A 17149-nucleotide genomic window follows, 5' to 3' on the forward strand; every position below is an offset into this window, starting at 1 on the left:
ACCATTTATCTGTATTCTAATCTACAAATAGGACATATTATATTGATAGGCGGTGAACACTTCAAGTTGTGTGATTATACTTAGATAACAACGGAATTCGTTTTGTTATTTTAGCGTAAATTTGAAACAATAGATGTGCCAAAGGTTCTATTTTACTTGTATATTTGATGACTAAAGCGCTTGTTACGAAAGATAAAATGGCTCCTCCTATAATATCTGCTGGGTAATGGACACCAACATATATACGTGAAATCCCGACCAATATAGCCCAAAGTAAAGCTATATTTCTCCAAGCTTCTCCACGTAAAAGCATTGTAAATGCGATAGAAAATACAAGTACAGCATGATCACTTACAAACGAAGAATCATTAGCGTGTGGTACTAATTGGTGTACATGGTATGTGATAAATGGTCGTGGATGATAATATACTAAGTGAATCACAGCATTTAAAAGTAATGCTATACCAAGAGAAAGAACCGTATACAAAGCTGTATATTGCTTACGAATAGCGGCTTCTTTTTGTTTGTTGCTAAACCATAAAGAAAGCATGAAAATAATTGCAATATAGGGTGCGCTCTTTGTAATGAATATCATCCCTTTATCTAGAAAAGCAGACGATCCTGCCCAACTATTGATCCAGTGAAATATTGTGTAATTCATATCAGCCTCTCCTTAATTAATTAAACATGTTATCAATTATTGTTGATTTACACAGTATACACGAGCTATATGAAATACTCTTTAAATTTTTCTCATCTTTTTCTCATTTTTCTTTTGTATCTTAAAAATTCCTATGCTAGTTCCTAATAACAAAAGCGGAAGATATATACGATATCTTCCGCTTTTGTTATATATTTTTTACACAATAAAACGATAAAGTAACCTTTGTTCCTTCTTGTTCTTTGCTGTCTATCATGATGCGTCCATTGTATTTTTCTGTAAGACGCTTGGCAATGGAAAGTCCTAATCCATTGCCACCTTGTTTCCGGCTTCTTGCTTTATCGACTCGATAAAAACGATTGAGTACATATGGTAGGTCAGATTCAGGTATTCCGACACCATGATCTGCAATGGTGATTTTAATTTTATCTTCTTCTACCTTACTTTGCAAACAAATGTATTTTTCATGTTCTTTTGTATATTTTATAGCATTATCTAGTATGATGACTAAAATTTGTTCGAGATAAGAAGAAGGAATAGAGACATATGCCTGATTCGCATGTAGCTGTCTAGCGAATTGAAAGTCAGCATGCAACAATTCAAAATTTTGTGTGACTTGTTCTATTACTGAATTTACATGTACAGGCTCGGCTGCAGCAGGATATATTTGTTCTGATTCTGCTCGGGATAATTCTAATAACTCTGATACAAGCTTATTGAGACGATCCACTTCTTTTAAACTCGAATTCAGAGATTTTTGCAAGACATCAGGATCGTCTTTTCCCCAACGATTTAACATAGAGAGATGTCCTTGTATAATCGCAAGTGGTGTGCGTAATTCATGGGATGCATCTTCAACAAATTGTTTTTGTTGCATGAAGGAAGTTTCTAAATTGTCCATCAGCTCATTAAAAAGTAATCCAAGCTTGGCAAATTCATCGTTATTTTCGTGAATCGGCACTCTTTCTTTTAAACCATTTGTCTTAATTTTGTTCATCGTATCTGTAATAGCTTGAACACTTAATAAAAGTTGCTTTGCAAGAATTGTACCGCCTAAAAAGCTAAGTAATAATCCGCCGATACCAGCAGCTACCATAACAAGAAAAATCAGCTTCATTAAATGATCGAAAGCTTCGAAATTTTGCCCAACTTCAATTGTGCCAGTGAATGTACGTGTTGTAATAGGCATACGCTGCACAAGTACCTTATCTTCAAGATGCCTTGTCATAGAAGTTTCTGATTGATCGACATTCTTTGGAACAACCCAGTTCGGATTAAAGTCGCGTGAAACAGTGACAAGCGCTTTTCCTTTTGCATCCAAAATTCGAATCATTTGATTTTTATCATTTATACTTGCAAGAAACTCTTTGCTATTTTCAATCGTATTTGCTGTGTGATTTGTATTCTCGTTATTGAAATAGGCTTCTATTTCTTTTACTTGCCTATCAATTTGTTTTTTTTCATAATTTAGCGTCCAATGGTCAATGATAACAAACTGTAAAATATTATATAAAAAGAACAAGATAAATAATAATGCACTTGACCATAGTGTTAATTTCCATTTTATAGGAAGATTTCGGATGTGTTTTTTTAATTGCTTCATCATCGCATCACATACCCTACGCCTCTGACAGTTTGAATGTAATCTTCCTTGTCTTGGCTACTCAATTTATTACGTAAATAACGAACATATACGTCTACTATATTTGTCTCTACCACTGCATTGTATCCCCAGACTTGCTCCAAAAGCATATCTCTCGTCAATACACGATTAATATTTTTCATAAACATCATAAGCAACTCGAATTCTTTATTTGTTAATTCAATGATCTCTTCTATTTTGTGCAAAGTTCGAGATTCTACATCGAGCTCTAAATCTTTAAATCTTAAAAGGAGTTTATTTTTATGTTCTTCTTTTTGATTTCGTCTCAAAATTACACGCATTCTTGCTAATAATTCTTCGATGGCAAAAGGTTTTGGTAAATAATCATCTGCACCGCTATCTAATCCGGTTACACGATCCATGATGCTATCACGAGCTGTTAGCATAATAATAGGTGTTTCTTTTGTTGCACGCAATCGACGGCATACTTCTATCCCGTTCAGATTAGGAAGCATTAAATCAAGAAGAATGATGTCATAATTATGATTAAGAGCGGTTTCTAATCCTTTTCGTCCATCATACACAACATCTACTGCATATCCTTCATATTTTAGTTCTAACTCTAAAAATTCTGCTAAACTTTCTTCATCTTCGATAATTAAAATACGTTGCAATACTATCACTCCTATACGGCAAGGTGAATGAGTAATCCAATTCCAAATAAAATGGCAACAATTTGATGAGCTTTTCGATACGTTATATATTTTTTCTTATTTTTTAGTTTGTGTAATAGAATCCCTGCTATCGCAACAAGAACTAATCCTATCAAGGTGAAAATTCCACTATAAATCCGAATCATATGACTGCTGCCTACCATTAAAAAATATATACCATGACAAGTAGCAACTGAAAAAACTGCATATCCGATAAACGTATGATATTGCTTTAATAACATGTAAAGTTCTTTTGTGTATTTTGCAACCGTTATTTTTCTTTTATGAAAATATAACCAAATATTACGAAATAACCATAAAGAACCTGCTGCAATCGCTCCATATTCTGCAAAAGAACCAAGATTTTTATTCAGTCCTTTTAATACTATTCGATCTCCTACCATGAAATCCAACACTAACATTGTAACACTAAATGCAATAATACAAGACCCTATAATTTTTATAGATAAATGAAAAATTTGATTGAATAGACTTCTTGACATTTTCATTCCCTTCTCCCTGTGATTATGTAAAGTAATTGTTGATTTATATTTTAACCACAAAAAAAGAAAAGACCATGAAAGAAAGATTAAAATTAAATGAGAAAGTGGATAATCGATTTTTAAAGTAGATATAGAAATAAGAAAATTTCTGTTTGTCTTTTCCAAATAGACGTTTCACTTTATTGGAATTTCATTTAACTTGATGTCTAGATAAAGCACATTTATAAACTTGAGACCATATATGTTAGTTACTTTGTAGTTGTTGAAAATTTATAAGTAAGTTGTTTTAAAATAATGCTCTGTTAAATAGTGTTGTTGCATTTCTTGTTAAATTAACTGACAAGTTAGCTTAGCAAGGAAGGTTTAAATCTCTCGTTTTTGCTAAATTATTAACATTATCTATCGTTTAACAGAGTCAAAAGTAAAAACATAGAGATGAAGAAATCTCTATGTTTTTATTATTAGATTTATAATAGGAATCATACCATTCTCCCTAAAGACTATTTATATGGAAATTTAGAACGTTCAACAAATGATCGGAAATCATCTGTATTAGCGATCATTTCCCCCCACTGCATAAAATCTTCGTCAGATAATTTCCATGTGTGTTTCTCCGTATCATGGCGTACGACAGCAAAATTATGTTTATCAGTAGAATAGATTTTAAAACCATTCTTTTTACAGCTGTCTATAAAAAAATAATCTTCAGCTCTATTTACTTTTTCAAATTGAACTTTTTTGAATACTTCTTTTTTAAAGATTAGAGTAGCTCCTGCTACAGAATCAGTAAAGGCTTTTTCTGTATTTGATACTAACATCAAAGCTTTTTTATTCTTAAAATAAACATAATAAGAGCTTTTTCCTAAAACAGAAATTTCTGTATTTTTAAATTCGGGCATTGCATGAGCTAAATAATATGGACCATAGTAATCATCATCATCAAATTTGGCTATATGATTATATTTAGATTTTTCTACTCCAAAATTTAAACAATCGCCTAAAGTTGCCTGTTCATGTAGTTGATACACACGGATATTATGATAACTAAAAGCCTTTTTTTTCCATTTATTTAGATCCATAGTATCCTTATTTAAAATAATAATTAATTCTTTATCTCTCCATACTTGCTGTTCATAGTTTCTGAAAACGTTCTCTATATACTCCTCTCTTATTGTACAAGTAATAATTGAAACCATTTACGTTCCCACTCCTAACATAATATAGATAACTTAGACAAAGAAAGTGTATAAAATAACGATTAAAACTTTGCGATTTATTTTAGGAAACCCACTCTATTGTAATTTTTTCCAAAAATTTTCTCTACGACATAAACCAAATTGCTATACTTTCTTAGTTTTTTTATTTTATTGATATCCGATAGAAGCTCATTTTTCTGCTCTAAGTCAAAACCGGCTGCTTCTAATATATTTATATGTCGAATATCAATCTTTAACAAAAGTGCAATAGTCTCTAGAATTTCAGTGAACTTTTTTTGAAAAGATAGTGAATCATTTGGGTGATTTTGAACGAGTAACTTATACTCGCCTAATACTTTGTTCATCATTAATAAATCTGTAATTCGGGCAAGCTCTAGACCTAGGATAAGAACATCCACGTCAGGATGTTTTAGCGTGAATAAGTGGTAATTTCCCGTCGCTTCTTTCCATCTGCTTTCTCCGACAGGATGCTCTTGATGATAAGCCGTAACAGTATTACTAACTAAATATCTAGCTCCAGCCTTATACAAGCGATATCCTAACTCCCAGTCCTCATAACCATAATTTATAAACTCTTTGTCGAATGGCCCCACTTGTTCAATTAATTTTTTACGTACGGAAACATTTCCGGTTAAAAAAGCCATCCACGGAAAATGAAATCCATTTAATTGTGCATCAAAATTTTCTTGTATTGTATTATACCAATGTGATGAAGGCGTCTTAACCTTTAATTCTCTATAAAGCTTAGTATCAATATCTTTTCTTTCTAATAGCGGATAAGGAGCAGAAATGTTGGAATGCTTATAGTTTTCAATTCGGTCGTAGAGCACTCGGTCGTTTTTTGCCATAGTGGATATTTCTTTTATTTGTTCTTGACTAAATTCCGAAAATATACAAGAATATACCGCGTTATAATACATAGCTCCTGATAAAACCAAGTTATCCATTGATTGATGATAATTAAAATGATTTTCAACAAATTCAGGCTCTGCAATCATTTCTGCATCTAAAAATATAAGAACTTTCCCTCTTGAATATTTCATTCCAACGTTTCGAACTTTCGCTCTGCCAAGATTTCGTTGGCATTTAATATACTTAAAATGATAAGAAAAATGATGCTTGCGTACCATTTGTAAGGTTTGATCAGTTGAAGCATCATCGATAAAGAGGACTTCCATTTTCGAAAGGTCAAATGTTTGGTTATTTAAAGAATATAAAGTTAATAAATTTAGCGGGTATTTATTATAGGAAGGAATAATAATGCTTACTTCTATATCATAATCTTTATTCCGTTCGTTTTTATTTCGACTAGGGATATTCAGATTTTTTTCATCCGTAGGCTTATATAATTTAGGCCTAAATTCTCTGTTCTCCATCTTTATTCTCTCCTCTCTCCTTTCCAAGCTACTACTAGTTAATGCAAAAAAAGGGGAAAAAGATTGGACAACATCACTAGGTAAAAGAGTTTTTTAGCCAAAGACTTTTCGATTGTAGTAATAAGAACCCTCGAAGTAATACGTCATTTTTGAGTACACTTACATAATAAATACTTCTTCTTTATATATCCTCTTCTTGTCTATTAATTAATATTTGGATTTCTAAAACCTTGTATAATTTTTCATTGTAATAATCGAAAAAACAATATATTGGCATGACATCTAAAAGGAACACCATACCACAAAATGATAGCATAATCACTCGAAGTTCTATTTACATACAAAATAAGAGTAAAAGAATTTACCAAATAGAAGGTTCTTTTACTCTTGTTTTGCAGATTTATTTTAAATAAATGAATTGAAATATTTTCACTTTGTTGCGTTATCCGTTTAATATGTCTGCAAATTGAAGCAACAAAAATATATCTTATATTAAACAGGTTGAGAAATTGGTAAATAAATTTCAACCGATGTCCCTACTCGAACTTTACTTGCTATATGAATTCTTCCTTGATGACTTTCAATAATTTTATAACTAATCATTAGACCAAGACCTGTCCCTTTTTCTTTCGTACTATAAAAAGGTTCTCCGAGTTTTATAATCCTTTCTTCCGGAATCCCTAGTCCCTCATCTGAAATACAAATAACTACCTCATTGTCGTTTATTTTTTTAGCAGTAATTATGATTTCCCCTCCATTTGGCATTGCTTCAATAGAGTTTTGTAAAATATTGATAAATACTTGCTTTAATTGATTTTCGCAGCAATCAATATATAAGAAGTCAGGATTTGATTGGCATGCAATGTGAATATTTGTCATAATTGCCTTTGTGTTAATTAATGACACAACATTTTCTAATATAAAACAAAGGTTCTTCCTTTCGAAAGAAGTAATCTCAGGTTTAGCGATTGATAAAAATTCATGAATGATAGATTCGATTCGCTCAATTTCAGAAATCATGAGTCGAAAAAATTCTGTATCATGTCTTTCTCGAGTTTGTAATAATTGTATAAATCCTTTAATGACAGTTAGAGGGTTTCGTACTTCATGCGCAACTCCTGCAGCAAGTTGACCAACCGCAGCTAATGTATCTGATTTATTTAATAATTCTGCTGTCTTTTTCTTCTCTGTAATATCACGAACCATAACCATAACTTTATCTGTTAAAAGTGGCAAACATCTCGCTTCAAAAAAATAAGTACTATCATGCATTGGTAAGGAATACTCTATAATTTCCATAGAATGTTTCTGTTGTATTTTTGCAATTGCTTCGTTCAGCTGCTCGGCGACATCTGAAGGTAAAACATCTTGAAATTTTTTTCCCATAAATTGTTCGACAGGTACATAAAACTTTGATGGGCAGCCTGCTTTATAGTCAACGATTGTTCCATCAAAATTTGTTAAAAAACATAAATCTGGAAGTGCTTTGAAAATTAATTCTAATTCTGAGGATTTTTGTATGAGCTCCTCCTCAATCTGTTTTCGATGTGTAATATCAACACCAACTGCCCAATAGCTATATCCAGGGACAGGAAATTCCTCCGATATGTTTGACCACATAATCGTTTTCTTATCACCATTTTTACAAGTAAGTGTCATTTCCCAATCTCGAAAATTTTTGCCCCGTATGGAAAATTCATGTTGCATTTGTTTTCGATATACTTCATCCGGATAAAGTAACTCTAATGCGTGAGGATTTTTAATAATTTCAGCTGCACTATAACCCGTTACTAGTTCGCATTCTCTGTTCCATACAACAAAAGTTCCTTCTTCATCAAATGCGTCCACCATAACAGGCATGTTTTGTAAAATGGTATATATATTTTTAGCAGGTATCGACTGATTTTCCTCAAGTTGCTGCAATTTATTCATTCCGATATCGGTCATAAACGCTGCAAGGGATTTGAAATATGTTGTGCAAGGCTCAACTTTATTTTTAGGAGCAAAAATGATGAAATCTCCAATGGTGTGTTCATTTATTATAATTGGGACATGAATTTCTATATGTAAATTTAAATCGATGGATTGTATGCCGTAATGAAAGAATGCCTCTCCATTACAATCAAGAAGCTGATGTGAAATATGTGTTAAAAGATAAAATTGTTCTGCTATTGTTTGTATTTCCTTAATATTAATAAGTTCCCTAAGCCGGTACATATACTTCCACCTCTACCTCTATATATAATTTAAATGTATTTATATTAATTTTTTAATTATGTCTAATTTTTAATTTATTTAGCTTTTTTATTATACGAATTATATTCATCAAGGTACATAGAAAAAGAAGAGTTATTTAGAAATTTTTTGTTTTTTAATAGAATTGAGGAGGAAAGTGGATAAAAACAAAAAAAAGAGAACAAATTCCAACAAAATTTGCTCTCTTTTTCGTCATTAACTATTTATATTATTTAAGACATAGCGTCGAAGGGCATAAGCAACACCGTGGTCATCATTTGAAAGTGTTTTGTAACGACAAATTGCCTGGATTTCTTCTACTGCATTGCCCATTGCGATAGATATGCTAGCTTTCTCCATCATAGACATATCGTTTAAACCATCACCAATTGCAACAGTATGTTCTCTTAATATACCAAGATGGTTAGCTAGCGTATATAATCCATTTCCTTTTTGAGCATGGATATGATTGATTTCAAGATTGTGCCAGTAAGATGCAGTAATTGATAATTCCTTATTATTGATGAATTGATCTTTTAATAACTTTAAATTGTCCTTCTGATACGAGAATGGTAGTATTTTATGAATATGAATTTGCTTTGAAAATAGTGGTTTGCAACTTGCAATTTTTTTAATTTCAGTATGCTGTAAATATAAAGCTGCTATATGTTTCAGTTCTTCTTTATCAGCATGTGAATCAGATTCTATTATAAAATCCATCTCAAATTGAACGCTTTCTTCACCATATTCTGGAACGTATACACCTTGATCTGTATACAATTGATAAAATATATTTCTTTCTTCTAGATAATCAACAATTTCTTTCGCATGTTCAGTTACGATTGGATATCGTTGCAACATTTTGTTACTTGAATACAAAATTGCACCGTTTTCGGCAATGATTGGACATTTTAGATTTGCTTCTTGCAAAAGTTTTTGGACATCTATTATAGAGCGCCCTGTACAAATAGTTACAACATGTCCTTTTTCCTGACATTCCTTAATTGCGGTAACATTTTCTTCACTAATTACTTTCTTTGATGTAAGAAGAGTTCCATCTAAATCAATTGCAATAAGTTTCATTCGATCCCCTGCTTTCGTTTCTGTATAACGAGTGATATCGTTTTCATATATGAGTATATTTTTGTTCGTATTCAACAATATCTTAGTTATAATTTATGAAACGCATTTCAGGTCAAGGATTAAATGTTTTTTTCTTATAATAAAATTATCAATATGCGCTAAACACAAATAACGTCATGATTTGAGTGACGTTATAAAGGATATTTCTCTTGATTATCAAAAAATAATCCATGCCTGTTTTGTAAAAATGAGATTCATTTAGAGATATGAATTCTCTTATTCATCTATTTTATAAAATCGAATGGAACAATTTAAATGAGAAACTAGTCCTTTTAGTTGACCTCTTTAATTTTCTTTAAATAAAAAATGTATAAAAACATGAATGAAAATGATATTTATTATCGATAATATAAATAATAAAAGGGTAACCTACATTGTGGTTACCCCTAGAAAATTAAACTTCTGGTATAAATGTTTTACAATCTGTTTCTTTACTATCAGATGCCTGTTTTCCTGTATGACTTACTACATAAATAGAATCTGCATTGCACTTATTTCCATTACCCCAGTACTGGCAGTTATTTACTTCACAAAGCACATCTTGAGCCATAGTATGACACCTCCTTTTTGCTTAGTATTAACAGTATTGAGAGGTGTCATACTGTTTCGTATTCATTTGTCTAGAAAGATAATGGTAATTCCTCTAATGATCTCATTAAATAATTACCACTCCACTTTATGTCCTCTCTTGTTCCTTTTATTTTAAGATTAGGCATTCGGTGTAATAAGGTAGGAATTGCAATTTTCGCTTCTAAACGAGCGAGCGGCGCACCAAGGCAGAAATGAATGCCATGTCCAAAAGAAAGATGACGGTTATTTTTTCTTGTAATATCAAAAACATCAGCGTTTGGAAATATCTTTTCATCGCGATTGGCAGAAGCTAATGAAATGATAATCGCATCTTTTGGCTGAATGTTTTGACCATGTAATGTAAATGGTTCCGTTGCCCAGCGCATAGTCGTTAATTCAACAGGGCTGTAAAAACGTAATGATTCTTCAATTGCTGAATCAATTAAATCAGGATTTTGTCGCAGAAGCTGCAACTGATCAGGATGCTCAAGCAACGCTAACATCATGTTTGTAATTAAATTGACAGTTGTTTCGTGTCCAGCAACGATAAGCAGCATAATCATCGAACTTAATTCTGGAGCACTTAATTTTGTTCCTCCGCTTTCTACTTGTATTAATGCACTTACTAAATCATCTGAAGGATTTTCTCGTTTTTTATCTATTAAATATTGTAAATAGTGAAGAAATTCACCTAGTTTTTTATCGACTTCAAGAATAGCTTCTGGCGTCTCTGGAGAATCGATAACCGCATGTGACCATACTCTAAATTTATCTCGATCTTCTTGTGGGATACCAAGCATCTCGCTAATCACAATAATTGGCAGCGGGAAAGCATAATCGTTTACGAGGTTTATAGTGTGCTGGTGTTCTACTTTATCTAGTAAAGCATCAGCAATGGATTGGATACTATCTTTCAGCTGTAAAATCATCTGCGGAGTAAAAGCTTTTTGAACAAGGGACCTTAAGCGACTATGGTCAGGTGGATCAGAGTTCAGCATCTGTTTTCTCAAAAATTCTCCATTTTTTAGTGTAAAAGAGGCTTCAAATTCTTCTTTACTAAACACACTTTCAGCATTTTTCAGTAATCGTGCATCTTTCAAAAGACTCACTGCATCTTCATATCTTGTAATAAGCCAATTTTGAGGATATACCGAATAGACAGGATGAGATGCACGTAACTCTTTGTAAATGTCATATGCTTCATGCTTAAATTTTGATGAAGTTAATTGTATCTCAGGCAATGTGTTGCGATTCATTTCATTGTTTGAAGACATACTTCCAACCTCCATCTTTAGAAATATTTGGTGACCATAGCACCTAATGACCATTATAACGCATTGAATTTTATAAAAGTTGAGAAAATTGCGACTGAATATTGCTTTTTATGTGGAAATAAAAAAAGAGATGTTCATATGCACACCCCTTGCTTTTTAATTTATATAATTCACTACTCTAACTTTACTATGTTAGGTACATCTTCCCTATCATATTTTTTTGTGTATGTATTTCCATCTGGAGTAACAAATAGTAAAGTAATTTTGCCACAAACACTGGAGTAAAATTGAAACTCTCCTTGTGAATTTGTAACAGTTCGTTCCTGATTAGTGATTGAATTTTCATAAACTTTCACGTTAGATACAGGTTTATTCTTATCATCTACCGCAACAGCTTTGATTTGAACAGCATTAGCTCTACAATCTAAGTCGTTTTCATTATTCATTTTATTAAATACAGCAATCACTATTCCAAAAGCAATTATTACAATACATGTAAAAAAGGCTATTACTCTTCTTTTCTTCAAAACAGATCGCCTCTTTTGTTTAGTATTCATACATACTTTTAGCTATCATAGTTATGGTAAGAAGAACTATTACTTTTTTGGATTTTGATTTGTTTTAGTTGTGCCACAATCATAATGCTAATGACAACGAGTAAAAACCATGAACTAATTTTCCCAATGTGAACGAGTTTCCATGTTCCATGTTGATTTGGATATTGCCACGCTCCCAAAAAAGTTGCGATATTTTCTGCAATCCAAATGAAAAAACCAATCAATAAAAACGAAAGAACAAGCGGCATTTTATATGTAATTTCCTGCACAGAGAAATGCACATAAGTGTGAAAAAAGACCACAAATAATAAGGCCGTTAGAATCCAGCGGAAATCATACATAAAGTGGTGTGTGAAAAAGTTGAAATAAATCATTGCTCCCAGTGGTATCGTCCATATCGCTTTTGGCCATCCTTCTACTTGCAAGTGTAGCCTGCGCCATGCTTGACATATATAACTAGCAACACTCGCATACATAAAACCACTATAAAGTGGCACTCCCATTACCTTTGTCCATGCTTGTTCTGGATAGGACCAAGAACCATGATGTACTTTATATATTTCTAATGCTAACCCAATGAAGTGGAAAACGGTAATCACTTTGAGCTCGTCTTTTGTTTCTAACCCGGTTTTATACATTCCATATTGAATGAGAAGGCAGATGAGTAAGATAAAATCATAACGGTATAGACCAGGAATATGGATCAGTTTTGAAAGAGCAAGTGTCAAAAAGATCAGTACAGGAAAAACGCATGAAAGAGCTTGTTGATAACCAAAATAAAATAATTGTCGTAAATATACCATTCTTACTCTCCTTGAATCGTGTAGTAGCTGTTTGAAAACTACAATATATTTCATTTTTAAAGATTTCTCTACAATCTTCATCTTCAGAAATATCTGGTAAACTTACCATTTAATCATCATTATAACGCATTTAATTTTATAAAAGTTTAGAAAATTGCAATCATATATTACTTTTTATATGAAGATAATAAAAGGAGATGTTCACATATTAAGTAGTTCCGTTTTTGTGGAGAAACATTATAACATATTAATTAATAGCGTACCAATTAACAGATTGACCACGATCTAGGCGGCTAATTGTAGTGAAATTAAACCTGTTAAATATCTTCGATAAATAAAAACCACAAAGGAAAAATATCCTTTGCGGTTTTCTTATTAATTTATTTGCTAATTTTAATGCTAATAAGTATGTTGTTTTTTATGTTTTTTATGTTTTTTATATTATTTAAGATATTCTCTACGTTATTGGAACTACTTATTGACATATACATCTCCGTTCATTTGTTATCATTTTTCTGGCTGTGCTAATCGTACACTATAAGACCTCATGGAATGTAAAGACCCTGTCATATGAAAAATCCCTTTTTGTATTAATGATTTCAGGCGATATTCAATAAAAGCATCACCTACGCATTGCTCGAAATGTCCTAAAACTTCTCCGACTAATCGAGAAGCTTTATAAAATTGATCTGTAAAACCATCAGTTTCTAAACTTTTTGCACATTGTACGATGAAATGATCGATATAATCTTCTGAAACAGAAACAACACGATTATTCTCCCAAATACGTAAAACATCGTAATCTTCGCGTAATGCTTTCCATTCATTTTCAAGTACTTGTCGCTCTTCTTTTATTAAAGGAGATTGCTCTCGCGTATTGCCATTAACCTGTTAGGAGCAAGTTCTGCGGTATGGCGTACTGTATAATCCAAATTTGGTGTGCGGAATAACTTATCAAAACCATCAGCTGTATTCACGACATATATATCATGAGTAGCCTCTTTTAGTAAAAATAAAACAAAAATAAGTCCTACATGTTCATATGCATTGTTCCCTGTCCAAATTGTAATCGGAATATGAGACGGAATCGCATATAATTTCTCTAAAGTTACTTTCATTTCTTGCAAATATTCTTCATACAAGTAGCCTTCTATCGGTAATTTCTCCTGAAGCCATTGCTGACGCGCCACTTGCCCTGCCTCTTGATCTAAGTGAAAAAGAGGACCAACAGAAAAAGCATCGGAAAATAACAAAACATACTCTTCTTGAATGTTAGCTTCTTTTAGAGCGTGTTTTAAAGAACCTGCTGCTGAATCACCAAAAGCGATATGAACATGCTTACTTTTCGTAATATCAGTCTTTTGTATGTACTGTTGAATTAGTTCTTTTGGTATATTTGTAAGTGAAGTTAATGTTTCTTTATTAAAATGTGTTTCTAGTGAGTGAAGTTGTGTGAGTAAATTAAAGAGCACCTCTTTTGCTTCTTCTTCAGTTAAATGTTCGATTGTTTTTTGTAAGTGTTTGAGCATAGTTTCTCCTTTATGAGTGTATTTTCATTACCATTTCTCTAAGTATGTAATTAGCGGAAACTTTACTTTATCCAAGTACCTCTTCAAATCAAGGGATTTTATGAGTAATATATTTGATATATTAATTATTATATAGTAAAAACCCGCAATGCCCCATCAATTGTATGAAGGGAAATTGCGGGTTTTTATATTTGTACAAACATATTCTCTATGCATTATAACGATTTTTTCTTCGTTCCATTCTCGTTTGTCCATGTCCTGTTCCAGTATTGTTATGTTGTTCTGTTTGCGTTGTATGGTAAGTTGGTGTTCTCTCTTCATAGTTTCGTTCATACGGACGAGTTTCTCTTTGTTTGGAAGATTTTTTACCGAACTTGAACATTTTAAATTTAATTCTTGGTAAACTCGGAATACGAATTTTAAATGTAGGTCTCATTCGCTTCTTTTTTTGTTTAAATGCGCTTGTTTTGTCTTGTCCGTTACGACTGTTATCACGATATAGTGCATTTGCAAGTAATCCGCCAATTAAAAATCCTGCTACTAGAATAAGGAAATACAATCGTTCTGTTGTGAGTAGGTTCATCATCCGTCCTAGAACCGCTAATGAATGTACTTGTTTTATATCCCACAACATTGCGCCCCATAATGCGAGTAATCCTAGTGTAATGGCATATGTACGGAATCGGAATAAAAACGGGATCACAGCAATACATGCAGCAATTTTTGCGTTTGCTACTAAGGAGCTGGTTGTTACGAATTGATTCCAAATAGTCAGCAAGAGTGTGATAAATGCTGTATAAGCTACCCAACTAAATATTCGTGAATGCATTCGTTTTGCATGATAACTTCCAAAACTAGTTAAAAACAATAATCCTCCCATAAATAATGATAATTGTAGAGGAATTTGTTTCATTATACCTGCAACTGGGAACAGGACGCTGAGCACCATTAACAGTACATCAAGTTTCTTCACAATTCTCAATCCCTTTCAGCTTTCTTTCTAGCTTCTATATAATACTGGTATTTTTCTGTTTTGTATATGTACAATCAGCTAAACAATAACATGCTTACAAAACATCTTAATCCTATTCATGCCAAAAAGTAAACAAAAAACTCAATGATAATTGACAATAGATTACTATTTTTATATTAAGAAATGACAAATCCCACTCTTTCCAAATAAGCGGGATTTGTACATAATCGTATGTAAAGTTACATAATATCTTTTCGATATAGATTGATTACATCTTTTAAAGCTGCTGCTGCAGCTCCTCGTGGATTGGAAGCTCCGCCGATGGAAGAAACTGTCCCCATCGTATCCGTGTAAAAGGTAATTCCTTTTTCAGTTCCTATAACACTTGCTAGTGAGTGGTTCGGGTCTACTGCATATGGTTGTACTTCAAGCCGCACTTCTCCATCATCATCTGTATATGCTCTCGCTATTAGTTTCATTTGTTTTCCTTGTTCTTTTACTTTTTGTATATCCTGTTTTGATAGATTTTCTATTCCTTTAACAGTAATATCTTCAAGTGAATATTCTGTACGCAGCAAACTATTCGCGAGTAGCAATAACTTACAAGCGCTATCCATGCCGCTTACATCTAATGAAGGATTTGTTTCAGCGATTCCTTTTTGCTGCGCTTGTTGCAACGCTTTTTCGTACGAAGTGTTATCTTCATGCATTTTCGTTAAAATATAATTTGTTGTCCCGTTTAAAACTCCTTCGATGCGTTCAATCTTGCATCCCGCTAAACTGAATTGACCTATATCTAATGTAGGAAGTGCTGCGGCTGTCGCTCCGCTATAGCGGATGCGTACATTTGCTAATCTAGCCGATTCGTTTATTTCTTTCCAAGACGTGACAAGTGCTCCTTTGGAAATAGAAACAATATCCATGCTACTTTCAATAGCTTGTAACATATTTTGTTTTCCTGGTTCGCCATTTTCGAGATTGGTTGGTGTAGATTCAACTAAAACATGACCATTCATTTTTTCATTATGAACCGAATGTTGTTCTATGTATTTGTGTAAGGCTACTGATCCCCCGCCTAGTGTAAGCAAAGTATCGATACAAAGTCCCTCTGGATGATATAATTTAAAATCACGTCCAATAATACCAACAAGGATTAACTCTAAACCGAATTCTTTTCGAATAAAGGGTGCTTTTTCATGAATGAGTTTTACAAATTCTTTTCCAACAGTGCCGTAACCGGCAAGTATTAGTTTTATCTGCATAGTATCCTCCGTAAACAACTTCAATAGTTTTTGCTTTGTTATTAAAATTTCTTTATAAATAAGGAGGATATACACTCTTACATCATACGCATAATCCTCTCATTATTATAGTATAGTTAATTTATCTTGTGTCTTTTGAAGTTTTCTTTTCCAATGATAAGTATAAAACAAATTGCGGTCCAATTGGTCCCATTCTACGATGGCCTCTATCTTCAAATCCAACTTTTACATATAATTTTTGAGCGGGAATATTTCTTTCATTGACTGCCAACACAATTTCTTCTATGTTCGGAAAATATGAATCTACATAATGTGTTAACTGATATAACGCTTGTTTTGCATATCCTTTCCCTTGTTCTATGTAATCGATTGAAAATGAAACAAGCAGTAAAGAATTTTCTTTATTTGTATATTCTTGTACACGACTTCCCGATTGCAACGCAAAAATACCGACTGGCTTGTTATCAGCTAAAATAACAATAGGATTTCGAGTTGGATCTTGTTCTACTTTTTTGAGTAATTCCATTGGATGGGCTGTAAATTGCACTTGTTCTTCAGGTAAAGTAAATGTTTGCAAAGATTCTTTAAATTTTTCCGTATATGGAACGAGTTGAATAGATCCATTTATTTGCATGACATATATTCCTCCATTTACAAAAACGTATGTTTTCTTTTATACAAAATCATATAATATTTTTATGAATAAATAAAATATTCGATTTTTCCCCAA

At 32.4% G+C, this 17149-nt stretch carries 17 protein-coding genes; all 17 read right to left on the reverse strand.

Going from position 1 to position 17149, the window contains the following annotated elements:
- Nucleotides 1-61 precede the first annotated feature (61 nt).
- The 17 genes from CN326_RS17685 to CN326_RS17765 all read right to left on the reverse strand — a co-directional run bounded on the left by CN326_RS17685 (nt 62) and on the right by CN326_RS17765 (nt 17053).
- On the reverse strand, nt 62-661 hold the full coding sequence (locus tag CN326_RS17685; RefSeq protein ID WP_098310288.1) for an undecaprenyl-diphosphatase: 600 nt from the start codon (nt 659-661) through the stop codon (nt 62-64).
- Nucleotides 662-848: 187 nt separating this feature from the next.
- On the reverse strand, nt 849-2267 hold the full coding sequence (locus tag CN326_RS17690) for a HAMP domain-containing histidine kinase (RefSeq protein WP_098310289.1): 1419 nt from the start codon (nt 2265-2267) through the stop codon (nt 849-851).
- Complete coding sequence (locus CN326_RS17695) at nt 2264-2938, reverse strand: response regulator transcription factor (RefSeq protein WP_098310290.1); 675 nt, start codon at nt 2936-2938, stop codon at nt 2264-2266. The genes CN326_RS17690 and CN326_RS17695 overlap by 4 nt, the downstream gene beginning before the upstream one ends.
- An 11-nt stretch (nt 2939-2949) precedes the next feature.
- Nucleotides 2950-3480, reverse strand: coding sequence for a hypothetical protein (locus tag CN326_RS17700; protein WP_098310291.1), 531 nt, complete (start codon nt 3478-3480; stop codon nt 2950-2952).
- Between the two features lie 500 nt (nt 3481-3980).
- On the reverse strand, nt 3981-4676 hold the full coding sequence (locus tag CN326_RS17705; protein ID WP_098310292.1) for a glycosyltransferase family 2 protein: 696 nt from the start codon (nt 4674-4676) through the stop codon (nt 3981-3983).
- Between the two features lie 77 nt (nt 4677-4753).
- The gene (locus CN326_RS17710) at nt 4754-6073 is read right to left on the reverse strand and encodes a glycosyltransferase family 2 protein (RefSeq protein WP_098310293.1); all 1320 of its coding nucleotides are present in this window, start codon (nt 6071-6073) and stop codon (nt 4754-4756) included.
- A gap of 492 nt (nt 6074-6565) precedes the next feature.
- Nucleotides 6566-8290 carry a PAS domain-containing sensor histidine kinase gene (locus tag CN326_RS17715; protein WP_098310294.1) on the reverse strand — a complete coding sequence of 575 codons (1725 nt, stop codon included), beginning with the start codon at nt 8288-8290 and terminating at the stop codon, nt 6566-6568.
- A gap of 234 nt (nt 8291-8524) precedes the next feature.
- Complete coding sequence (locus CN326_RS17720) at nt 8525-9391, reverse strand: Cof-type HAD-IIB family hydrolase (RefSeq protein WP_098310295.1); 867 nt, start codon at nt 9389-9391, stop codon at nt 8525-8527.
- 454 nt (nt 9392-9845) lie between these two features.
- Complete coding sequence (locus CN326_RS17725) at nt 9846-10001, reverse strand: DUF1540 domain-containing protein (protein ID WP_098310296.1); 156 nt, start codon at nt 9999-10001, stop codon at nt 9846-9848.
- A gap of 70 nt (nt 10002-10071) precedes the next feature.
- The gene (locus CN326_RS17730; protein ID WP_098310297.1) at nt 10072-11295 is read right to left on the reverse strand and encodes a cytochrome P450 family protein; all 1224 of its coding nucleotides are present in this window, start codon (nt 11293-11295) and stop codon (nt 10072-10074) included.
- Between the two features lie 173 nt (nt 11296-11468).
- Nucleotides 11469-11822 carry a hypothetical protein gene (locus CN326_RS17735; RefSeq protein ID WP_098310298.1) on the reverse strand — a complete coding sequence of 118 codons (354 nt, stop codon included), beginning with the start codon at nt 11820-11822 and terminating at the stop codon, nt 11469-11471.
- A 38-nt stretch (nt 11823-11860) separates the two neighbouring features.
- Entirely contained in the window at nt 11861-12655 is a 795-nt protein-coding gene (locus CN326_RS17740) for a DUF817 domain-containing protein (RefSeq protein WP_098310299.1), read from the reverse strand.
- A 507-nt stretch (nt 12656-13162) separates the two neighbouring features.
- The gene (locus CN326_RS25445) at nt 13163-13510 is read right to left on the reverse strand and encodes a DUF3658 domain-containing protein (RefSeq protein ID WP_098310347.1); all 348 of its coding nucleotides are present in this window, start codon (nt 13508-13510) and stop codon (nt 13163-13165) included.
- Entirely contained in the window at nt 13510-14184 is a 675-nt protein-coding gene (locus tag CN326_RS17750) for a DUF1835 domain-containing protein (RefSeq protein ID WP_098310300.1), read from the reverse strand. Before CN326_RS17750 ends, CN326_RS25445 begins: the two co-directional genes overlap by 1 nt.
- A gap of 208 nt (nt 14185-14392) precedes the next feature.
- Nucleotides 14393-15157 carry a DUF3959 family protein gene (locus CN326_RS17755; protein ID WP_098310301.1) on the reverse strand — a complete coding sequence of 255 codons (765 nt, stop codon included), beginning with the start codon at nt 15155-15157 and terminating at the stop codon, nt 14393-14395.
- 239 nt (nt 15158-15396) lie between these two features.
- A complete protein-coding gene (locus CN326_RS17760; RefSeq protein ID WP_098310302.1) occupies nt 15397-16419 on the reverse strand; it encodes a homoserine dehydrogenase in 1023 nt (340 codons plus the stop codon).
- Nucleotides 16420-16540: 121 nt separating this feature from the next.
- Entirely contained in the window at nt 16541-17053 is a 513-nt protein-coding gene (locus tag CN326_RS17765) for a GNAT family N-acetyltransferase (RefSeq protein WP_098310303.1), read from the reverse strand.
- Between the last annotated feature and the right edge of the window lie 96 nt (nt 17054-17149).

It is taken from the genome of Bacillus sp. AFS018417, assembly GCF_002560985.1.
Classification (GTDB): domain Bacteria; phylum Bacillota; class Bacilli; order Bacillales; family Bacillaceae_G; genus Bacillus_A; species Bacillus_A rhizoplanae.